Source organism: uncultured Corynebacterium sp. (genome assembly GCF_937999985.1).
In the GTDB taxonomy this organism is placed as follows: Bacteria; Actinomycetota; Actinomycetes; order Mycobacteriales; family Mycobacteriaceae; genus Corynebacterium.
Genome location: NZ_CALLDG010000126.1, coordinates 1 through 21,741 on the forward strand (window position 1 = coordinate 1; position 21,741 = coordinate 21,741).

19 protein-coding genes are annotated in these 21,741 nt (G+C 63.9%); 5 read left to right on the plus strand and 14 right to left on the minus strand.

Annotated elements, in window-relative coordinates:
* The 4 genes from rsmH to Q0331_RS05970 form a co-directional block, all read right to left on the minus strand.
* On the minus strand, nt 1-907 hold a 907-nt coding region (rsmH, locus tag Q0331_RS05955; protein WP_298075538.1), incomplete at its 3' end, for a 16S rRNA (cytosine(1402)-N(4))-methyltransferase RsmH.
* A gap of 274 nt (nt 908-1,181) precedes the next feature.
* Nucleotides 1,182-1,613 carry a division/cell wall cluster transcriptional repressor MraZ gene (gene mraZ / locus Q0331_RS05960; RefSeq protein WP_298075539.1) on the minus strand — a complete coding sequence of 144 codons (432 nt, stop codon included), beginning with the start codon at nt 1,611-1,613 and terminating at the stop codon, nt 1,182-1,184.
* Between the two features lie 534 nt (nt 1,614-2,147).
* Nucleotides 2,148-2,558, minus strand: coding sequence for a DUF3040 domain-containing protein (locus tag Q0331_RS05965; protein WP_298075540.1), 411 nt, complete (start codon nt 2,556-2,558; stop codon nt 2,148-2,150).
* A gap of 141 nt (nt 2,559-2,699) precedes the next feature.
* Entirely contained in the window at nt 2,700-3,134 is a 435-nt protein-coding gene (locus Q0331_RS05970; RefSeq protein WP_298075541.1) for an SAV_6107 family HEPN domain-containing protein, read from the minus strand.
* 189 nt (nt 3,135-3,323) lie between these two features.
* Here Q0331_RS05970 and Q0331_RS05975 point away from each other — a divergent pair, with 189 nt between their 5' ends.
* Nucleotides 3,324-3,956, plus strand: coding sequence for an N-acetyltransferase (locus Q0331_RS05975; RefSeq protein ID WP_298075542.1), 633 nt, complete (start codon nt 3,324-3,326; stop codon nt 3,954-3,956).
* 32 nt (nt 3,957-3,988) lie between these two features.
* Here Q0331_RS05975 and metF read toward each other — a convergent pair whose 3' ends face one another.
* Nucleotides 3,989-4,957 carry a methylenetetrahydrofolate reductase [NAD(P)H] gene (metF, locus tag Q0331_RS05980; RefSeq protein WP_298075543.1) on the minus strand — a complete coding sequence of 323 codons (969 nt, stop codon included), beginning with the start codon at nt 4,955-4,957 and terminating at the stop codon, nt 3,989-3,991.
* Nucleotides 4,958-5,143: 186 nt separating this feature from the next.
* On the opposite strand from metF, the gene Q0331_RS05985 reads away from it, so the two are divergent.
* The 3 genes from Q0331_RS05985 to Q0331_RS05995 are packed head-to-tail and all read left to right on the plus strand — an operon-like array spanning nt 5,144 to nt 9,726.
* Entirely contained in the window at nt 5,144-6,274 is a 1,131-nt protein-coding gene (locus Q0331_RS05985; RefSeq protein ID WP_298075544.1) for a polyprenyl synthetase family protein, read from the plus strand.
* Nucleotides 6,275-8,065: a phytoene desaturase family protein gene (crtI, locus tag Q0331_RS05990; protein ID WP_298075545.1), complete on the plus strand. Its 1,791-nt coding sequence runs from the start codon at nt 6,275-6,277 to the stop codon at nt 8,063-8,065.
* Nucleotides 8,062-9,726, plus strand: a complete 1,665-nt coding sequence (locus tag Q0331_RS05995) for an alpha-(1->6)-mannopyranosyltransferase A (RefSeq protein ID WP_298075546.1) — start codon at nt 8,062-8,064, stop codon at nt 9,724-9,726. Before crtI ends, Q0331_RS05995 begins: the two co-directional genes overlap by 4 nt.
* On the opposite strand, the gene Q0331_RS06000 is transcribed toward Q0331_RS05995, so the two are convergent.
* Nucleotides 9,626-9,991, minus strand: a complete 366-nt coding sequence (locus tag Q0331_RS06000; RefSeq protein ID WP_049049577.1) for an Rv2175c family DNA-binding protein — start codon at nt 9,989-9,991, stop codon at nt 9,626-9,628. The two genes, Q0331_RS05995 and Q0331_RS06000, sit on opposite strands and share 101 nt — an antisense overlap.
* 289 nt (nt 9,992-10,280) lie before the next feature.
* Here Q0331_RS06000 and pknB point away from each other — a divergent pair, with 289 nt between their 5' ends.
* Nucleotides 10,281-12,608: a Stk1 family PASTA domain-containing Ser/Thr kinase gene (gene pknB / locus Q0331_RS06005; RefSeq protein WP_298075547.1), complete on the plus strand. Its 2,328-nt coding sequence runs from the start codon at nt 10,281-10,283 to the stop codon at nt 12,606-12,608.
* A 105-nt stretch (nt 12,609-12,713) separates the two neighbouring features.
* Here the strand turns inward: pknB and Q0331_RS06010 are convergent, their stop codons facing one another.
* From Q0331_RS06010 to Q0331_RS06045, 8 genes are all read right to left on the minus strand, one after another.
* Nucleotides 12,714-14,102, minus strand: coding sequence for a class II 3-deoxy-7-phosphoheptulonate synthase (locus Q0331_RS06010; RefSeq protein WP_239316589.1), 1,389 nt, complete (start codon nt 14,100-14,102; stop codon nt 12,714-12,716).
* 105 nt (nt 14,103-14,207) lie between these two features.
* The gene (locus Q0331_RS06015; RefSeq protein WP_298075548.1) at nt 14,208-14,720 is read right to left on the minus strand and encodes a polyadenylate-specific 3'-exoribonuclease AS; all 513 of its coding nucleotides are present in this window, start codon (nt 14,718-14,720) and stop codon (nt 14,208-14,210) included.
* A 31-nt stretch (nt 14,721-14,751) separates the two neighbouring features.
* On the minus strand, nt 14,752-15,846 hold the full coding sequence (locus Q0331_RS06020) for an acyltransferase family protein (protein ID WP_298075549.1): 1,095 nt from the start codon (nt 15,844-15,846) through the stop codon (nt 14,752-14,754).
* A gap of 117 nt (nt 15,847-15,963) precedes the next feature.
* Complete coding sequence (locus Q0331_RS06025; protein ID WP_298075550.1) at nt 15,964-16,692, minus strand: 1-acyl-sn-glycerol-3-phosphate acyltransferase; 729 nt, start codon at nt 16,690-16,692, stop codon at nt 15,964-15,966.
* Between the two features lie 32 nt (nt 16,693-16,724).
* Nucleotides 16,725-17,693 carry an ROK family protein gene (locus Q0331_RS06030; RefSeq protein ID WP_298075551.1) on the minus strand — a complete coding sequence of 323 codons (969 nt, stop codon included), beginning with the start codon at nt 17,691-17,693 and terminating at the stop codon, nt 16,725-16,727.
* A gap of 127 nt (nt 17,694-17,820) precedes the next feature.
* On the minus strand, nt 17,821-19,023 hold the full coding sequence (locus tag Q0331_RS06035; RefSeq protein WP_298075552.1) for a glycosyltransferase family 4 protein: 1,203 nt from the start codon (nt 19,021-19,023) through the stop codon (nt 17,821-17,823).
* 84 nt (nt 19,024-19,107) lie between these two features.
* Complete coding sequence (locus Q0331_RS06040) at nt 19,108-20,310, minus strand: NlpC/P60 family protein (protein ID WP_298075553.1); 1,203 nt, start codon at nt 20,308-20,310, stop codon at nt 19,108-19,110.
* Nucleotides 20,311-20,533: 223 nt separating this feature from the next.
* Nucleotides 20,534-21,151 (minus strand): C40 family peptidase, encoded by a 618-nt coding sequence (locus Q0331_RS06045; RefSeq protein ID WP_298075554.1) that lies wholly within the window; start codon nt 21,149-21,151, stop codon nt 20,534-20,536.
* Between the last annotated feature and the right edge of the window lie 590 nt (nt 21,152-21,741).

Sequence of the window (21,741 nt, forward strand, 5' to 3'; positions counted from 1 at the left end):
CGGCTTCCATGCCGGGCAGCTCCATCGGCAACCCCGGCGGGGTCTTTGATGTGCTGAGCTGCACCAATGCCTTCTTGACGATCTTGTCCTCCAGCGACTGGTAGCTCATGAACACGCCGACGGCGCCGACATGCAGCCAGCGGGAGACCTCGGGAATCAGGTTCTCCAGCGACTCGAGTTCCGCGTTCACCTCGACGCGCAGCGCTTGGAAGGTGCGCTTTGCCGGGTGCCCGCCGGTGCGGCGCGACGCCGCGGGGATGGTTGCGTACAGCAGCTCCACCAGCCGTGCCGAGTTCTCGAAGGGTTGCTTCTCGCGCTCGCGGACGACTGCGGAGGCGATCTTGCCGGCGAAGCGCTCGTCGCCGTAGGTCTTCAGGATGCGCGCGATCTCGCCGTGGCTGTAGGTGTTGAGGATCTCGGCGGCGGTCAGCGGGCTACTAGGATCCATGCGCATATCCAGTGGCGCGTCTACCGCGTAGGCGAATCCGCGTTCCGGCTGATCCAGTTGCATGGAGGACACTCCGAGGTCGAACAGAAACCCGGAGATTCCGTGCTCCCGCATGCTGACCGGGAGCTTGCCCTGCTCAATCAGATCCTCCAGCGCTTCGGTTACTCCGTCGAAGCGGGTCTGGTAGGAAACGAAGCGGTCCCCGAAGTGCGCCAGGCGTTCCTTGGCCTCCGCCAGTGCGTTGGGGTCGCGGTCTAGGCCGACGACGGTTGCGTGGGGAAAGGCGTCCAAAAAGGCCTCGCTGTGACCGCCTGCGCCGAGGGTTCCATCGACGATGACCGGGTGGGCGGGCGCGTTTTCACTGTTCACGCCCATCCCCACGAGCTCGACCATGCGGTCGCGCATGACTGGGGTGTGGCCGTGCTCTTCGCGCTGCTCGGCTCCACGTTCTTCATTCATCGGTGTTCCCTCCTTCCCTCACTGCGATTCTTGGGTTTCTTCGAACCTGTTCTTCGCCCCTTCTCTTGGGGTGTTATGTAGTTCATGTGCCACATAGCTACTTATGTGACTCAAAAGCTAAAGGAGTGCGTACAGGGCCTCACCTGCGTGGGTGCGGGCTTGACATTGGGGAAGTACGTCAAGATTCCGCGTCGTCCACGCAGGTAAGGGCCTGCGCACACTCCGTTTTCACTATGAATTTGTCTTATCTAGTCAGGCGCTAAGGCCTTCGGGACTACAGGAATGTCGCCAGCACTTCGTCGTCGCCGTCCGAGAAATCCTCTTCGTGCTCCGCGCTGTACTCGGCCCAGCTTTCGGCATCCCAGATCTCGATGAAGTCGACGTTGCCGATGACCACGCATTCCTTCGTCAGTCCCGCGTAGCTTCGGTGCATCGCCGAGACCGAGATGCGCCCTTGTGAATCGAGGGTTTGCTCGTCGGCGCTGGCCGCCAGGTTGCGCACGAAGGCGCGAGCTTTCGGGTTCGTGCGTGAGGCTTCAGCCGCCTTCTTCGCCCGCACCAGAAACTCTGCCTTGGGGTACACAGCCAGGCTGCGATCCTGCCCTTTCACGACCATCAGGCCGTCACCGAGCGCTTCCCGAAACTTTGCCGGCAGGGTCAGTCGACCCTTGTCGTCCAGCTTCGGCGTAAAGGTGCCGAAAAACATGCATCGGCCCCTTTCCGTTGGAAGATCTCTTGTTTCGTTTTGCCGTCTATGTCGTGAATGGTGGGCGATTTCTTGCCCTGACCAGTAGTTTCGCTATGAAGTTTGGAGTTGTTGGCACAACCTTGCTCCAACGAGCCCCACTTTACCCCACTCTCCCCCACAAACTCCACAACACGAAGTGTTTTTGCGCACCTTTTCTCAATATTTTTCACATCAACAACGTTCAAGCTGGACTTTACTCTTTCGCCCCTCGCCCCTTCACACTCGGTCCGTCACCCTTCTTTCTTTATGACGCCACCATTCCCCCACCCCTTTACCTCAGCCAACTAAGACATTTGCGCAGGTAGAAACATTCAAGCCACCCCTCCGCCGACGCTAGGACGCTCCCGTCACAACACCAGAGGGATCAAAAGGGCTTGAGGTGGGGCAAAGTGGGGAGAATCCCCCTGGTTTCGACTGGATACGACAAAACCACCGTCCTCCATGCATGGAGGACGGTGGTTCCCGAAGTTAGATCTAACTGGTGGGCTTGGCCTAGCGCTCGAAGCGGCGACGGAAGCTATCTTCCATCTTGTCGCCGATGCCACCGGAATGGCCCGAGCCAGCCTTCTTCGCCGCACCAGGCTTGCCACCCTTGGAAGACTTGGAGCGCTTGATAGCTGCGGTCTCCGGATCATCATTGGACTGGAATGCCAGAAGGCCGCCACCAAACATGATCAGGAACCCGAGCACACTCAGCGCCACGAACCACAGCGAAAGCTGAGCCGCGGCAATGCCGCCGACCATCACCGCGAGGCCGAGGACAATGAGCGCAATCGAGCGGATGTTGAAGCTGATCGTCTGTTCGCCGCTATTGGAAGCCTGCTTTGCCAAGCGTGGATCCTCGGCGACCAACGCCCGTTCGATCTCCGCGAGCATCCTCTGCTCTTGCTCCGATAGAGCCATCGCGACCTCCCAAATGTTTGCGGCTACTCTTCCTAACGCTTTAGACGTAAAGAAAGTTTCCAGCCTGGGCGAACTCCGCCCACTTCTCACCCGTCCACCCTACATCAACCTGCGGTTTTCAAACAACGTCCACTTTTCGCCCTAGGCAACCTCCGGCAGGTAATTCACTGCCCCGCGGGCAAAATCCACCAGATCGCAGGCATCGCGATAGATCGCGCCACGCGCATTCTCCGGCAGTCCTCGGTTAAGCCCCAATCCCGCTCTACTCGCTACCCGCGCGTGCACCTCAAAGGTCTTTGCCCAATCCTCCAAGTCGGGGCGCAAAACCCGCAGCTTCGCCCACGCACTCCCGGAAGGTCGACGCTTCCGCGTGGCCATCTCCCACTCAATCAACGCACCCGCCGCCCGCAAGGCAGCTCGGTAGGCATAGACGATCGCCTCGGGCTCACGTAGTTCCGATCGAGATAGCTCCAATTGGCGCTCCGCCTCGTCCAGGAACCCCCGCGCCCCGCGACTGCGACTGTAACGAGCCCGCGCCCCCAACTGCTTGGATTGGGTTTGAATGTTCTCGTCCATGGTCTCGTCCCCTTATTCTCTTGGCTTATCGCCTTGTTGGCCTATCGCCTTGACTGTTAAACCTCACTCTAGGAAGCGCCTCGGACATCCCACCGAAAACGAAACTTCAAATAGAACATATGTTCTAACCGCCATCTTTCGCGCCAATCTTCCTCCATCACCTCCCCCGGCAGTGGCACTATTGAAGCCATGCCCCTGGACACGCCCCGCACACCCCCCGCCGCCGATTCCCCCATGCGTGTGTCCGTGGCTCCCGCCACCAATCGCCACTTCATCACCCGGCTCGACGAGCTCATCGATATTCACCTGGCGGCCATGAACTATCCAAACGAAACGCACGCCCAGCGCAAGTCGCTGTGGTTCTACAACGGATCCCAGCCGGACTTCACCTGCAGCATGGCGCTCCTCCACCGCGCGGAGGAACAGCCGGATCCGGGTAACGCCCGCCAGCGCTGCGTGGGCATCGGCTTTACCTTCCGCGGCTCCCCCAACACCTGGTGGTATCGCCAAGTCGCCCGCGGCCTAGTGCTTAACGGGCACTCCCGCGCGGAGGCCACCCGGATACTGCATGCCTACGCCGAATTATCCGAAATACATGTGCTTCCACCAGCGCAGGGTGAGGGCGTCGGCACCACAATCCTGAACGACCTGCTAGAGCGAACGCCACAGAACACAGTGATGCTCTCCACGCCAGAGGTGGAAGGTGAGGCCAACGCGGCCTGGCAGCTTTATCGCAAGGCAGGGTTCACCGATGTGCTGCGGAATTTCAAGTTCCCGGCGGACCCCCGGCCGTTCGGAATTCTGCAACGCACGCGCAGCTAACGGGCCACTCTTAGCGGCGAGTGCGCCCGTAGCTAACGCACCATGTCGTGACCCAGCCCCGGCCCCCACGCCGGAGCCATGCCCAGGTTGTGCAGGACCTCCTGGGTGGCGCGCACGTTATTCATCGTCATGAAGTGCAGGTCCGGAACTCCCTCGGCAATGAGACGCTCGGCCATCTCAGTGGTCACCTCGATGCCGACCTCGCGGATGGCATCGCGGTTAGCCACTTCGTCCCCGGCTGCGGCATCAAGCAGGCGCTTCTCCAGCTTCGGCGGCAGGGCAGCTCCAGCAAGCTCCATCTGGCGGCGCACGCTCCGCAGCGAGGTAATCGGCATCAGCCCCGGGATGATCGGCTTCTGGCCGTGCTCCGGATCCGCCTTCGCCAGGCGATCGCGCAAGCGCAGGTAGTGATCCACATCAAAGAACATCTGCGTAATCGAGTACTGCGCCCCGGCGCGGAGCTTGGCCAGAGTGTATTCCGTGTCCTGTTCCAAAGAACCCGTGCGGTAGTGGCCTTCGGGGAAGCTGGCGATGCCGATGTCGAAATCGGCGCATTCGGGCATGTCGCGGATCATTTCGATAAGCTCGCTGGCGTAGTTCAGGCCACCGGGAGTGGGCACCCATTCGGCGTTCGGGTCCCCAGGCGGGTCGCCGCGCAGCGCCAGCAGGTTCGTCAGCCCCAGCGAGGCATAGGTGCGCAGCATGTCTTGCAGCTCTTCCTTGGTGTGCTGCACCAGCGTCATGTGCACCAGGGTTGTCAGCGGCTTAGTACCCAGGCGCTCGGCGACACGCAAGGTGCGCTCGCGGGTGCTGCCGCCGGCGCCATAAGTTACCGAGGCGAAGCTCACGCCGAGGTCATGGAATGCCTCGGCCGCGTTCCACAGGCGCTCTTCGGCCGCGTCGTCGCGCGGCGGCATGAACTCCACGGAGAACGGAACGCGCCCGGGAGTGTAGAGCGAAAGGGACTGGGATACGGCAACCTGCCTGCGGATACTAGCCATACCCAAAGATCATATAGACAGAGCTGTCCATTTCAAGACTTTGGCCTACAATTGGCATTTTCCCTGCGCGCGATCACCCCCGCGGCCTGTTCGTTCGCTCACCCGTTTCGCCCGCCCGCCACGGTGGCGTCACCCCAGCACTACCGTTGTTCGCACTTGTCGCGCGAGCCCTTAGAATAGAGAGCCATGAGTACCGATGAGCTGGCCGCGCACCCCTGGCGCCTCGATTCCCCACTGTCCGCAGTTCCGTCCGCCGTCGATGCCCAACTAAAGGAGTACCTGAGCCGCTCCCAGGAGGAGTTCTCCCACATCGGTCCCCTCGTCGGCGGCGCCATCACGGTGCTGCGCGACTTCATCGTCAACGGAGGCAAGCGCGTCCGCCCGACTTTCGCCTGGGCAGGCATCCGCGCGGCGCTCGAAGGCGGTGGCGGTTCATCGCCGGCTGCGGGTGTCGACCAGGGCGCCATCCTGAATGCGCTGTCCGCCTTCGAGTTCATCCAGGCCTGTGCCCTCATCCACGACGACATCATCGACCGCTCTGATACCCGGCGCGGCTTCCCCACCGCCCACCGCACCTTTGAATCGAAGCACCGCGAACGCGGCTGGCTGGGTTCCTCCGAGCACTATGGGATCAGCCAGGCAATTCTCATCGGCGACCTCGCCTTTGCCTGGGCGGACGACCTGTACAACGGCTCTGGGCTCAGCACCGCAGCGCTGCAGCGGGCACGCCCGGCCTGGCGGGCAATGCGCACCGAGGTGATCGGGGGTCAGATCCTGGACATTGCCCTGGAAGCCAACGGCAGCGAAGACGTCGCGGATTCCTTTGCCGTGATCAAGTACAAGACGGCCTCCTACACCGTCGCCCGCCCACTGCACATCGGCGCCGCATTGGCGGGCGCCAACGAACAGACTCAGACCATGCTCCGTAACGTGGGCCAGGACATCGGTGAGGCCTTCCAGCTGCGCGACGATCAGCTAGGAGTTTTCGGCGACCCGGAGGTCACCGGCAAGCCCTCCGGCGACGATCTGCGCACCGGCAAGCGAACCACCCTCATCAACGAGGCATTGCAGCGGGGCGACGAATCCCAGGTCGCGGCCCTCCGCGAGGGGCTGGGCAAGGGCGAGGAGTCCGCGGAGGCGGACATCGAGCGCCTCCGCGACATCATCTACGACACCGGCGCGCAGGCCGAAGTGGAAAAGCTAATCGAGGCGCGCACGCAGCGGGCCATCGAGTCCCTGCGCGCGGGTGGTTTGGGTGCCGACATCACTGCGGAGCTGACCCAGCTGGCGGAAGAACTAACGCACCGGAGGTTTTAAATGAAGCTATCCACCCGCTCTGCCGACGGTCGCCGTCACCTGAGCCTGCCCAGCCCCTTGGTTCCCATGACGCGCCCCACGATGCGCCAGCGCCTGCCCGGCAACGGCGAGCGCGTGGTCGTGATCGGCGCTGGGCTGGCCGGCCTCTCCGCTGCCCTGCGGTTGCGTTCCGCGGGGCGCGAGGTCACCGTCGTTGAGGCCGCCAACGCCGTGGGCGGTCGCTGCCGCAGCGAGCAGCTGACCAGCGCACACGGGGACTTCGTGGCCGATACCGGTGCCACCGTGCTGACGATGCCCGGCCTCATCGAATCCGCCGTGGCCTCCGTCGGCATCGACTTACGCTCCGAGGCCGCCGCCGAGCAGCTGGGTCTGGAACGCCCCTGGGCACCCAAGCGCCTGGCCCCGGCCTATCACGCACAGTTCGCCAGCGGCCGCCACGCCGAGGTCTTCGCCGACCGCGATGCGATGGTGGCGGAGATCCGCCGCTTCGCGGATTCCAAGGGTCTGGACCGCGCCGCCACGGACGAGCTTGCCGCCGGGTATTTGACCCACCGCGAATGGTCTCAGAGTGTTTTCAGCGCCAGCTTCGAGAACTTCCTAGCCGCCGACTTCGACGGTGCGCTGGATCTACTGTCCACGCCCGCTGCGGCGTCCGACCTTGGCCACCTCGGCTCCCTCGGTGCCTTCGGCAGCCTCGGCAAGACCGCGGCACGGCACATCTCCGATGCAGAACTGCAGCGGTTGTTTACCTTCCAGGCGCTGTACGCGGGCGTAGCACCGAAGAACGCGCGTGCGGTTTACACCGTCATTTCGCACATGGATACCTCCATGGGCGTGTTCTACCCCGGCTTTTCCATGAGCGACGTGCCGGAGGTCATGGCCGCGGCACTGCGGGCCGCCGGCGGTCGCATCATCACCTCTGATGCGGTCGAGCACGTGGACTTCTCGGAGGACCTCATCACGGGCGTGCGCACCCGCTCCGGCGAGTACATCGACTGCGACGCAGTCGTGGCCACCCCGGACCTGCCGGTGGTGGGCGAGCTGCTCACCCGTTCCGGCCGGGAAAGCGCACTGATTTCCCGTTCCTTCGCCCGACGCATGTGGCGCAAGGTCGCCCCACTGCGCTGGTCCCCTTCTGCCGTGGTGATTCACGGCAGCATTCCGACGGATGTGTCCGGCCGGTGGGAGTCCCAGCGCCACCACACCATCAGCTTCGGCGAGGCATGGGACGAAACCTTCCGCGAGATCACCGCCCCGCACGGTCGCGGCCGGTTGATGAGCGACCCGTCGTTGCTGCTTACTCGCCCGGCGCGCACCGTTGCCGACCGTACCTTCGGCGGTGTTGTTGGGGGTGACGCCACGTCTCGCCGCGCGGGCGTGAGTACGGGCACTAGCACGGGCGCCTACGAACCGCTGAGTATCCTTGCCCCGGCGCCGAACCTGCGTTCGGCGGATATCGACTGGGAGAACGTCACGGATCCTTACGTCCAGGAGCTCCTGGGGGTGTTGGAGGCCCGCGGCTACACGGGCATTACCGAGCACTTCCGCGCCGCCCGGGTGGATACTCCGGCCTCGTGGCAGGCCGACCACGGTTTCGGCGCGGGCAGTCCGTTCGCGTTGGCGCACTCCTTTACCCAAACCGGTCCTTTCAGGCCTCGTAATGCCCGCGCGTTCGGCGTGGATAACTTGGTGCTCGCCGGCTCCTCGACCACACCGGGCGTGGGTGTGCCTACTGTCATCCTCTCCGGCGCGCTTGCTGCTCGCCGCATCACCGGCGGTGGTGTGCTGTGACGGCGGCCGCGGAGGGCTTTGCGGACAAGGCTCGTTCCTGGCTGCAGTCGGTGGGCTACAGCCGCGCTGTCTGGATGGGGCTTATCGGCAGCATCGTTTTGACAATCACCTCCCACAGCGTCGGCGCCGTACGCTCGCGCGGTGGCATCATGCAGGTCATCGGCCTGAGCTCCTTTACCTTCGGCCATGCAGCAGGCATGGTGACGGTTGTAATGTGGTTCGCCCTGGCGGGTATGGTGCTGAGCTGGATCATCGTCGGGCGTCACATCCTGGTGCGCGGTGAGCCGCTGCATCGCTCTGCCATCGCCGCCTGGATCGGCCCAATGGTGCTGGCCGGGCCGCTGATGTCACGGGATATTTACTCCTACCTGATGCAAGGCACCCTGGCTCGCGATGGATTCAACGCCTACGAGGTCGGCGCGGCGGCCAACCCCGGCCCCCTGCTGTTCGAGGTCAGCGCCGACTGGCGCAACACCACCACCCCCTATGGCCCGCTGCACATGGGCGTGGGGCAGGCCATCACTTCCGTCACCGGCGATAACATCACTGCCGGCATTTTCGCTTTTAAGCTGCTCTCCATCGCGTCCGTGCTGGTGATGGCCTGGGCGGTAGCGAAGCTCGCTACACATTTGGGCATCCGGCCGGACGTGGCCGTCTGGCTGGGCGTGTTCAACCCCCTGAGCGTGCTGCACCTGATCGGTGGCATGCACACCGAGAACATGATGATGGCTTTGGTGCTTCTCGGCTGCCTGTGCGCGGTGAAGCTGCAGCCGGTTCGTGGTGTCCTGGCTGCATCGGCACTGATCGGTGTGGCGACTGCCCTGAAGGCCACGGCGTTTATCGCTCTGCCCTTCGTCGTGTGGATTCTGGTCGCCCGGGTGGCAGGGGCACTGCCCTACTCCGCGGGTAAGGCCCGCTGGCTGCGCCTTGCAGATACGTGGCGCCGCTTCGGCACGCTGGTGTGGGCGGGGCTGGTCAGCGTGCTGGCATGCGTTGGCATGCTGGCGCTCGTGACCATCCTGACCAATCAGACGTGGGGTTGGGTCACGGAGGTCACCGGCAACTCCAAGGTCATCAACCCCCTGGCTCTGCCGTCCTTTATCGCCTCCTCGTTGGAGCCAGTACTGTCGCGTATCAACGACGACCTGACTTTTAACGTGCTGGTGGATGCGATCCGCCCGGTCAGCAGTGCCCTGATGCTCCTCGGCCTGGTTGCCACCTGGTGGCTATTTCGCCATGACGAACGCACCGCGTTTACCGGCATGGCCGTCGCCTATGCGATCACCTGCGTGCTCAACACGGTGACGCTGCCGTGGTACTACACCGCACCCCTGGCGCTGGTGGTGCTGGCCAGCCAATCGCGCATGGTCATCTACCTCACCAGCGTGTTCTGCATGTGGGTCACCTTCATGTTCGACGGCGGCGGCAACAACCGCTTGTACGCACTGTGGTGGGTGCTCGCCTTCGCGGCGATCTTCGCCTGGGTGGTACAGGCCTGCCTGGAATTCCCACCCCGCCGCCAGCCGCAGGCTAAGCAGAGTCAGCCGCAGACACAGTGGGCTATAGAATTGCCATCGCTTGCGCCCGACGCATCACCTCGCGGGCGAGATGCCCGTGCAGAGCGTCCACCGGGCGCCCCGGCAGAGAGTCATCCTCAGTAAAGAGGTAATCCAGGATCTCTGCGTCCGAGTAGCCGCCGTCGCTCAGCAGGGCGATCGCCCCGGGGACGAAGCGGTTCAGCTGCCCGTCCTCGTCCAGGAAGCGGGCGGGGACGTGCCGCACGCGGTCGATCTCGACTGCCAGCAGCTGCTTCTTGCCCAGCATGTCCATGACCTTGGTGACGACCAAGTTCATTCGCTCCGCGACTTCTGGTAGGGTCAGAACCTCTTCACCAGCGGGAACGCCGTTCACCGGCTCCGCGAGCACGCGCCCCTGCCCCTCCTGGCCAGGGCGTGCGCCAGAACGTGTAAAGGTGCCGTGATCTTCTGCGTGCTTGTTTTCTTTACTCACGGTGGCCACTGTAGCGCGTGGGCGTCAATAAGAGTCAATAGGAAACGAGTAGGGCGCGCACCAGGCTGAACGTATAATGACACGAGTACCACTAGAATAATTGCGTAACACTGAGCACAACTACGCGCAAGAGCATCTCTTGTAACCCCACGCTTAGACCGAAAAACCGCTAGACAACCGCTAGAAAACGAGGCTGAAACTAGACGTGAGCGAGCTACACCCCGGAGACCTGCTGGAGTGGCGCTACCGCATCGGCGCCCAGATCGCCCGCGGTGGCATGTCCACAGTCTATGCAGCCATCGATACGCGCCTGGACCGCGAGGTGGCGGTCAAGGTGATGGATCCGACGCTCGCCCGCGAACCCGCCTTCCGCACCCGCTTCGAGCGCGAGGCCCGCGCGGTGGCGAAGCTCAGCGACCCGTCACTCGTGAATGTCTTCGACCAGGGCGTGGACGACGACTATGTCTTCCTGGTGATGGAGCTGGTCGAAGGCGGATCGCTCCGGGAACTGCTAAAAGAGCGTGGCCCCATGCCGCCCCACGCCGCCATCGCCGTGATGCGGCCGGTGCTCACCGCGCTATCGATCGCCCATGCCAAGGGTATGATCCACCGCGACATCAAGCCGGACAACGTACTGATCAGCGACCGGAACCAGGTCAAGCTCGCGGACTTCGGGCTGGTGCGCGCCATCAACAAGGCGATGGGCGACCCCACGAACGCCACTACTTCCGTCAACGGACAGGTCATCGGCACCGTCGGCTACCTCTCCCCAGAGCAGGTGCGCGGCGAGAACCTGACCCAGGCCAGCGACGTGTACTCCGCCGGCGTCCTGCTATTCGAGCTGCTCACCGGGCGCACGCCTTTCAAGGGCGGAACGCACATCGAGACAGCCATGGCGCGCATCAACCGCCCCGTGCCCGCCCCCAGCACACTGATGCCGGACATTCCACCGGAGATCGACGAGCTGGTCTTGCGCGCTTGCCACCGCGACCCCACGCAACGCTTCGTAGACGGCGCCGAGTTCCTGGAAGCCGTAGAGCAGGCCGCCGAGGACCTCGACGTGCCCGATTTCCAGGTGCCTGCCCCCACCGAGTCCGCCGTGCGCCACGCATTGGCGGGAACCGACTTCGGCGAGCGCACCCCGTGGGACGACGAATCCATGTCCACCCGCGCGGTCGTCCTGCCCCAGGAGGATCGCGCCCGGCCGGGGACGCACCACACCGCCGTCACGCAATTCCAGCCGGAAAGCCGACCGGGGTACGCGGAGCGGCCGGGCGAACCGGGCCCGGGGGTGCTCCCCCACAACGCCAACGCCCCGCACACCAACCCGACGCGCACGCAACACCAGCCGCACGCGCCGTATGCACAGCACGGCCTGGCGCCGCATAACCCGGCGCCGCACGCGCAAAACCGTCACGCACCGCACCGCCCGGGGCCAGCACGGCAGGCGCCGAAGCTCAGCAACAAGTCCCCGATGGCGACGGTCTTCTGGATCGTCCTCCTCATCGCCCTGGTCATTGGCATGGCTCTGGGCGGCTGGTGGTTCACCACGGGCCGCTACGGCGAGATCCCGACTGTCATCGGCATGGATAAAGCCACCGCGCAGGCCACCGTCGAGGAAGCCGGCTTCAGCTCCACCCTGGACGAGCGCTACGACAACCAGGCGGAGAAAAACACCGTCATGGGCACCGATCCCGCCAAGGGGCAGAAAGCCGTGCGGGGCTCCGAGGTGGCGGTGCTGCTTTCCCTTGGCAAGCCGACGGTGCCGGACCCGGGCACCAACTCGAGCCTGCAGTATTACACGAATAAGCTCACCGACCGCACGCTCAAGGTGAAGAAGGGCGACGATGTCTACTCCGACAAGATCGCAAAAGGCCACGTCGCGGAGGTTCAACCCGCCGCCGGAAGCGAGGTGAACACCGGCTCCACCGTCGAGGTGCGCATGAGCAAGGGCAAGCGCCCCGTCACCGTGCCTGGCGTGAAGGGCCAGGAGCGCGACCGTGCGAAGAAGACCCTGGAAAAGGCTGGCTTGCAGGTCGCCGAGGAAACCGAGGAGTTCAACAAGGACATCCCCGCCGGCCAGGCCATCCGCACCGACCCGAAGGAAGGCGCGGAGGTCGAGTCCGGCACGGAGGTTACCCTGGTGCTCTCGAACGCCATCGAGGTGCCGGACGTTAAGGGTCTTTCTGTTGATGACGCCCGTAAGGCTCTGCGGGAGGCCGGCCTCAACCCGGTCGATGGCGACCCCGTGGAGGACTCTTCCGAGGATTCCGGCGACGTTGCAGAGCAATCGCCTGGCGCAGGGGAACTATTGGATCCGTCGAAGAACACGGACGTGGAGATCCGCGAGTCCACATCCCAGCGCGTGCCGTGGGTTCTGGGCCTCACTGGGGAAAGGGCTCGGGAGAAGCTGGAGGACGCGGGCTTCGAGGTGGAGATCAAGGGGGATCCCAACGGCTTGGTTCTGGGTCAATCCCCCGGCCCCAGCTCTCGTAGCCACCGCGGTGCCGTGGTCACGCTGACCACGGTCTAAAAGCTCGCGCGCTAAAGGCTCGTGCGCGGCCGGCGCGTGCACGCAGGCTGGGCGCTGGCTTGGGCGCGCCCGGGGGCGGATACCGGCGTCCGGGCGCTTAGCGCTTTAGTTGCGCAGCATCTCCGCAACCAGGAACGCCAGCTCCAGCGACTGCTGGGTGTTCAGGCGCGGGTCCACGGTGGTGGCGTAGCGCTCCGGCAGGTCCAGGTCCGTGATGGACTGGCCGCCGCCGACAACCTCGGTGACGTCCTCGCCGGTCAGCTCCACGTGGATGCCGCCCGGGTGCGAGCCGATCTTGCGGTGCACCTCGAAGAAGCCCTGAACCTCGTCGATGATGCGATCGAAGTCGCGGGTCTTGTAGCCGTTGTTGGATGTGTAAGTGTTGCCGTGCATCGGGTCGCACTGCCAGATGACCTTGTGGCCGGTGGCTTCTACTGCCTCGACGATGGGCGGCAGGGCCGTGCGGATCTTGTCGTAGCCCATGCGGGTGATTAGCGTCAGGCGGCCCGGGGTGTTGTTCGGGTCCAGCTGGCGGACGTAGCCTACGGCCTCCTCCGGGGTGGTCGTCGGGCCGATCTTCACGCCCACCGGGTTGGCGATCAGGGAGGCGAAGCGGATGTGCGCGTCGTCCAGGCCGCGGGTGCGCTCACCGATCCACACCTGGTGTGCGGACAGGTTGTACAGCGCGTCGTTGCCCTCTTCGTCGTGGGCCAGGCGCAGCATTGCGCGCTCGTAATCCAGTACCAGCGCCTCGTGGGAGGCGAAGATGTCCGCGGAGCGCAGGCTCTCGGAGGTCACGCCGCAGGCGGACATGAACTCCAGGCCGCGGTCGATCTCTGTGGCCAGGGCCTCGTAACGGGCGCCCGCCGGGGAGTTCGTCACGAACTCGCGGTTCCACTCGTGCAACTTGTACAGGTCGGCGGTGCCGGAGTTGGTCAACGCACGGACCAGGTTCATCGCCGCGGAGGAGTTTGCGTAGGCGCGCACCATGCGGGACGGGTCGTGGGTGCGGGCTTCCTCGGTGGCCTCCACGCCGTTGACCAGGTCGCCACGGTAGTTCAGCAGACCGTTGGAGTCGCGGTCCGCGGAGCGCGGCTTCGCGTACTGGCCAGCGATACGGCCCATCTTCACCACGGGGGTGGAGGCGCCGTAGGTCAGCACGACTGCCATCTGCAGCAAGGTCTTAACGTTGCCGCGCAGGTGCGGCTCGGTGTTCGTCTCGAAGGTTTCGGCGCAGTCGCCGCCTTGCAGCAGGAAGGCCTTGCCCAAGGCCACGTCTGCCAGCTGCTTCTTCAGCTTCTTAACTTCCGGGGCCACCACGATCGGCGGCACGGATTCCAGGATCTTGCGCACGCGGCCCGCGTGGTCCGGATCCCAGCTGGGCTGCTGCTTCGCATCGCGGGACAGCGCGTCTTCTAACTTCTCCGCCATATCCGCGGGCAGCGGCGGCAGATCGGGGAGTTCATCTAACGGTGCATCAATAGTCCAAGCCATAGGCAGATCATACTGTATGTGGCCTGTTTCATTGCCATTTAGGTGCCTTTCAGCTGCGCGGAGCGCCACGGCTGCGGTCCTTGCGCTGAAGCCCCGACGGCGCGATTAGGACTGCAGGGCCTCCATGGACAGGCGGTACTTCACCACGTTGAAGCGGGCGTCCGCCAGCGCGTCGTGCGCGTTGCTCGGGCTCTCGGGTAGCCGCGGACGCCCGGCCATCTCCCACAGCTGCTTGAGCTCGTGGGTAAAGCGCGGCAGGTCGGAGGGCAGGCCCGTCATGTCACCCCACAGCTGAGCCAGTGCGACGTGGTCGTAGGCGCCCACCCAGGCCCACAGTTCGGGCCGGTCGCTGGCCTTCTTGCGTCCCCGGCCAGCACGCTCGGGCACCAGGAATTCGTGCAGTTTAGTGCGCAGCGTCGCGCGATCCATCCACGCCTTGTCGGAGCGCGGTGGCAGCAGCGGCAGCACGTTCTTCTTCACCCACTGCCCCGCCCGGTGTTCGTTGAATTCGGTGGAGACCGCGTAGAACTCGCGGCCGTCCTCGGCCACCACGCCGATGGAGATCAGGTCGATCGTGGAGCCGTCTTCGATGAATTCTGTGTCGTAGAAGTAGCGCACGATTGTCCAGTGTAGATCCCTTTGGCCCGCGCTAGGCCGATGGGGCTCGATCGCCGCCTGCGGGCGCATTGTTGCGGGATTGTTGCTGCTTTTCTTGTGGACGCCGCAGTGCCGGCGGGAACAGTACCCAGCCCAGGTAGGGAGTCTTACCGATCGCATAGCCGACTGCGGAGGCCACCACGCAGGCGCCGATGCCCCACCACAGCTGCCCGGCCACCGTGCCCAGGAAGGACAGGGTATCCGGGTGCGCCTCGGCGAGCGAGCCTGCAATTCCGCCGAGCAGAAACAGGCCCAAGGGGTGGAAGACGTAGACCTGCAGGGTGTTGCGGCCGACGAACAGGAACAGGCGGTTGACGTACGGGATGGCGCAGATCCAGACGGCAACCACGATGGCAAACGGCAAGGCAGCCAGGGAACGCACCAGGTCCGTTCCCAGGGTTATAGCCGCAACAGTGGGCGTCCAATCACCAAAGAGTGTCTTAGACAGCGTGCGCATCACGTACTCGGTGCCGAAGAACAACACCGCGCTGCCGATTACCACCCAGGGACGGAAGGCCTCGCGGGCTAGGCGGAAGAAGAAGTCGCGGTAGTGCAGGCCGATGAAGAACATCGGGGCGTACGTCAGCACATGGCGGAAGAAAATGTCCTCTCCGCCGCCCAGGAAGGCTCCGACGACCAGCGGGATGCAGGAAACCAGGATCGCCAGCCACGGCGGCTGCTTGCGCAACGTCCAGGCGAAGATGTTGTAGAGCATCAGGGCGTAGAGGAACCAGAGCCCCACGTTGCCCAGCACCATGGCTTTGACCAGCCCGATCCAGGAGAAGTTGTTGTCGATGCTCATGCGCGTCAGCGCGTGAAACGGATTGAAGACCAGGTAGGGCACCAACAGGAACCACAGTCGGCGGTACCACAGGTCGACAAAGGTGCGTTCTAGGATACGGTGCGCGAAAAGCCCGGAGACCAGGAAGAACAGCGGCATCCGCAGTGGGTCGAGGAAGCTGGAGAAGTGCCCGAGAGCCGTTTCCCCGCCACCGGGGACGCCGGTGACGACATGCATGATGCACACGCCAATGATGGACAACCCCTTGGCTGCATCAGCCCATTCGACTCTCGCTTTAGTTGCCATAATTCTTATAACAGAATCAGGTTCACGCCCGTGAAGTCAAACCAATGAGGGGCGCAAACGCCTGGTGAAAGCCCTACCGAGTAGCTACCTAATAGCTACCTAGCAGCTACTGAATAGCTAGCTGCGCGGCTCGGAGCCCGGCGGATAACCCTTGCCGGCCTCGAGGGACTTCTTCACGTCGGCGGCGTAAAAGTCCTTGACGTACTCCTGGCCGGACAGCTCGTGGAGAGCCTCCATAATCGCGTCGGTCAGAGCCCTGGCCTGCGCGTAATCGTCACCAGCTTCGCGGAAATCATCCGGATCGATCGGGTCGCCTATGTACACCCCACAGCGGGCGGGGCGCGGGATCCAGGTGCCGATCGGGTTGGCCTTGTTCGTGTTGATCATGGCCACCGGGTAGACCTTCTGGCCGGATTCCAGGGCGATGCGGGCCAGGCCGGTCTTGCCGCGGTATAGGCGCCCGTCCGGGGAGCGGGTGCCCTCCGGGTACATTCCCAGCAGATCCCCGCGCTCTAGCACCTTCAGGGCGGTGCCCATGGCGGCGTTTTGGGATTCCTTATCCTCGCGGTCGATCGGCACCTGGCCGACGGAGCTGAAGAAGAACTTCTGGATGCCACCGACCAAGCCCGGGGTAGTGAAGTATTCTTTCTTAGCCAGGAAGGTCAGTTGGCGCTTGGATACCAGTGGCAGGTAGAACGAGTCCATCACCGCCAGGTGGTTGGAGGCCAGGATGCCTGCCCCCTCCTTCGGCAGCTTCTCCAGCCCCTTGGTGAAGGGGCGGTTGTAGACGCGCAGCCACGGGCCGATGAGGATGTACTTAAAAAACCAATACGCCTTGTTCTGCATGTTCTAAAACTTACCGTCCCTTAGTGGCTTCCCTATTCAGCGCCACGCTCAAGCTGCTTGCGCGCCAGCAGCGCCACGCCGATCATACCGGCATCGCCACCCAGCTGTGCGGTTTTCACCTCTGCTACCGGGCGGTGGCCTGCGCCGACGATGCTGTAGTTCATCATCGATTCCGCCTGGTCCAGGAACAGGTCCGCGTCGGAGCTGACTCCCCCGCCGATCACGATCAGCTCCGGATCCAGCACGTCCTGCACCAGGGACAGGCCGCGCCCCAGCCACAGCCCCATGTCCTCGATGGCGGCGCGGGCCAGCGGATCGCCCTCCCGGGCCAGGCGCACGATCGCCCGGCCGGAGATCTCCTCCGGGTGCTGGGCGTACTCGCGGGTGATGGCCGAATCCGGGTACCGGCCGGTTGCAATCAGGTCCTGCGCCGTCAGCGCCAGCGCCGAGCCGGAGCAGTAGCGCTCCAGGCAGCCCTGCTTGCCGCAGGGGCACGCCCGCCCGCCGGGCATGACGGTCAGATGTCCAAACTCCGGGGCGGTGCCGAAAGCTCCGCGGTAGATCTCCCCATCCACCATCACGGCACCACCGATGCCGGTGCCCAGTGCGAACAGGACCCACGTCCCCGCGTTCTGCGCGGCCCCCAGGTAGAACTCCCCCAGCGCGGCCGAGTTTGCGTCGTGCTCCAGCTCCACCGGCAGCCCCAGCTTCGCGCTTAGCCGCTCGGTAACCTTCGCATTGCGCCATGGCAGGTGCGGGGCGAAGCGCACCGTATCGCGCTGGGAGTTAATGAACCCCGCCACGGCCAGGCCCACCGCCACGATGCCCTCGTTACGGCGTTGCAGGCAGCCGATGGCGTGCACCAGCGCGGTTTCCAGCGCGTACACGTTAGAGGGTGTGGGCAGCTTCTCGATGTCCAGGATCTGCCCGTCCGCGTCCACGACGGCGGCGCGCAGATTCGTGCCACCGATGTCCACGCCCACGGTTAGGGTCCCAGTCACTAGGCGTTCCACCCTCTCCACTTCGTCTGTGCTTGTCTGTACTCTTCTGTACCGATCAACCCCCTCATTCTAGCCAGCCGGACAGCACATAGAAATTCTGCCGCCGCCATCCCGGGCCGCAGGCGTATCAAGCAAAGCTGTGGCGCGGCGGAATGCCGCCGGTTCCGGCCATCACCGCACGGCACTGGTGCCCAAGGACTTCCCAGGTCCACTTCCCCGTCACGTACTCCCTCGCCGCGGTCGACAGGCGCTGGCGCGTGAGGGCGTCACCAAGCAAAGAAGAGATACGCCCCGCAACGTCGTCCAGGTTTCGAGAGTCCACGACCAGCCCGGTCTCCCCGTCGATCACCGTCTCGGGTGCACCGCCGCCATTGCCGGCGACAGTGGCCACACCGGCGGCCTGCGCCTCCAGAAAGACGATGCCGAGGCCTTCCACCGACAGCCCGCCCAGCTGCGTGCGCACCGGCAGCGCAAACACGTCGCCGGCCACGAAATGGCCCGGTAGCTCCTCTACATCGACGGCTCCGGTAAAGGTTGTGTTCTTTATGACGCCCAGCCGACGCGCCAGCTTCTCCAACTTCCCGCGGTACGTGCCGGGTCCGACGATCAGCAGGTGCGCATCCGGGTGCTCGCGCAGGATGGCGGGCAGTGCCTTAACCAGCGTGTCTTGGCCCTTGCGCGGAACCAGGCGGGAAACGGCGACGATGACCTTCTTATCCTCCAAGCCGTAGCGGGCGCGCAGGATGTTCCGCATGACTGGGTTCGGGCGGAACAGGTCGGTGTTCACCCCGCCGGGCATGGGTTCCCAGGCAACGGTGGGGCCGAACGCGGCGGCCATGCGGTTGCGGGCGTAGTGGGAAACATACGTCAGGCAGTCCACAGTGTTACCGATACGCCGCAGCACCTGGCGGGAGCCGGGGAACATGGACCAGCCGACCTCGTGGCCGTGCGTGGAGGCGACCACACGGCGGGCCCCCGCCGCACGTGCGGCCTTCGCCATCAGTGCCAGTGGCGCGGCGGCGCCGAACCAGACGGTGTGAATGTTGTGCTCGCGGATCAGTTGCTGCATCTTCCGCGCAGTGGGCGGGGTGGGCAGCATCACGCTGCGCGGCCAGCGCACCACCTGGTAGGGCTGTTGCGCGTCGAAGGCGCGCGCGTCCTCTGTGTTCTGCGTGGAGGCGAAGACAACGACGTTCTCCGGGTTCAGTGTGGAGAGATAGTCGCGCACGTAGGTTTGGATACCGCCGAGGGTCGGCGGGAAGTCGTTAGTTACGACGAGGACGCGCGGGTGGCTCTGCCGGTTCTCTTGGGGCTGGTCTTCCTTTGGCATACGCAAGGATGCTACCGCACGCTCGGATCCCCGACGGCTCGAACGGGCACCGATAGCGCGGTCAGGCACTGACAGACAGGCGCCCTAGTAGCGCGCCGCGCCCTGGATCGGCATGGAGTCCACCGGAACGACCTGGACAGGGATGCCGTAGTCGGAAGCGTGGACGATCTTGCCGTCGCCAATGTACATGCCGACGTGAGTCACGCCCGGGTAGTAGCCGACGATGTCGCCCGGCTGGAGGTCGTTGATGGAGACCGACTGGCCGCCCGCGATCTGGGCGGAGGAAGTACGCGGAATGGACTTGCCCTCCTGCTGGTAAGCCCAGAACATCAAGCCGGAGCAGTCAAAGGCGCTGGGGCCGGTGGCACCCCAGGAGTACGGAGCGCCCAGTTTGGACAGGGCGGCCGCAACCACGCCGGTGGCGTTGACCGGACCGTCGGAGCCGACCTTCTTCTTCAGGTCGCCGAGGAACTGCTCGACGTCCACGTCGATAGGCCCATTGCGGTCGACCCAGCGGCGACGATCCTCCGGACTCAGGCCGTCGACGGCCTTCATGACCTTGTCCTTCAACGCATCCAGCTGATCGTTACGCTCTTCCAGGTCCTTCTTTCGGTCGTTCAGAGTGCGCAGCTGGAAGTCGGCGGTGGCCTTGGAACGGCTGGCCTTGTTCTTCTCTCTGGCAGCTTCCTTGAGCTGTTGGCTCAGGGCGGTAACGGTCTCTGCACGCTTGTCGCCAATGGATGCCAGGTAGGAGGAACGCTCAACGGCTGCCTGCGGACCCTGCGAGCCAACGAAGGCGGAGACGGGATCCACGGTTGCGCCACGGTACATGGCCTTGGACACGCCGGAGACGTTCTTGCGGGAAGCCTCTACGTCGATATTGAGCTTGTCGGCCTTCTTCTGCGCGTCTTCGGCGGACTTGTTGGCCTTGTCCAGGTTCCCCTGTGCCTGGTCGATGTCGATCTTCAGCTGCTCGACCTCGTCGGAGGTCTCGGAGGCGAAGCCAGAGATCTTGTCCACGTGAGCCAGCAGGCCGTCCACGTCCTCCGGGATCGGCGCATCCAACAGGCGGCGGATCTCGTCGGCGCGCTTCTGCTCGGCCTTCTTGTCGTCCTTCTTCTCATCGCGCTGCTGCGGGTTGCCCTGCTGCTGATCCTGCTGCGGATCCGCCACGGCCTGCGGAAGGGAGGCGCCAACGGCGAGGGTTAGCAGAGCCGCGGTGGCGGCCTTAGCGACGGTGCGGGTGCCGACGATGCGATCACGGGAAGAGGAAGACAACACGTTCACGACTGGACTTTCTTTAATTCTCACTTAATCTAGGCCACCGTACGGCCAGGCAACGTTTATCAACGTTTGATAACGATAGACATTCTGCCACAAGAAAGGGCAAAAGTGGGACTGGCCCCAACCGGGTTCCAGCCCCACTCAATCACACGCTCACCAGCTGTAACACCAGCCCCGATTGCATCTGTCGAGCTGGCGAAACGCCGGGTGGGCGTCACCAAAAAATTTAGAAACGCACCGCGTTGTAAACCGGCATCATGTGCAGGTTGTCGATACGCACCGGGTTGGAGGAGTTCAGTGCGTGGACGATCTTGCCGTTGCCGATGTAGATAGCAACGTGGGAAGCACCGCCATAGTAGGAGATGACGTCGCCCGGCTGCAGAGCGTTCAGGGAAACCTTCTTGCCTGCGTTAGCCTGCGCGGAGGAGGTACGCGGGATGTTCTTGCCAACCTGGCGGTGAGCCCAGGAGGTCAGGCCGGAGCAGTCGAAAGCGTTCGGGCCAGATGCACCCCAGGAGTACGGAGCGCCAACCTTGGACTTCGCAATGTTAGCGATGCGCTGGCCAACAGAGGAAGCGGCAGGCTTCTTCTTAGCGGCCGGCTTGATAGCGGGCTTAGCCGCAGCGTTCTTCTGGCCACCGACGGTCAGGTTTGCCTGCTTGAAGTAGGGCTTGATGGTCGGCAGCAGGTGATCCGGAACGTCAACGGTGACGCCGGACGGGGTGTGGGTAACCGGAGCAGCCTGGGCTGCAGCGGGGTTCAGTACAGCGGCGCCCACACCGACAGCGGCGATCATTGCTGCGTTGCGGGGTGCGTTGTTCTTCTTCAGGCTGTGCTTGCCCATATAAGTCCTCAATTACCTTTCAATCCGTTGTCTGGGGTTCGGAACTCTTCCTTCCCCCTCGCCCGGTAGCTCTTGTGCGCTACCGCGGTTCGGTGAACTCTTTGTCGCTCACCCTTAAGGTCTCGAAAAGATTACGAAATGAACACAAGACATGTCCAGCTCTTCGCCAAAATTCCAGTAATTCAGCCCCCGACGTGCCGTTGTTATGGAACTGAGATTTTCTAAACCCTCAAGGCGAACGTGAAAGTTACCAAAGCTTTATAATTCGTTGACCTGCAGGTTTGAAAAACGCGGCTCTAGCGACCGTCGAAAAATCTCGTTCAGGATTTTTTAAGGAAGTCTTTTATGTGATCCTCGTCACACGCGCTGTTTCTGGCGTGTTTCTGTCCCGTTATTGACGCCCCTACGGCCCCGCGGCGCACCACTTCAGCCACCGCTGTCCTACCCGCCCGCTAGACTTACTCCCCGTGTCCCCTACCCAGCCTCACTCTCCAGATGAATCATCAGGTCTGCACAGCGGCAAGCTGCGCCTAGACCTGCAGCAGACCCTTGAGAACTGCATCGTCATCGACATTGAAACCACGGGGCTA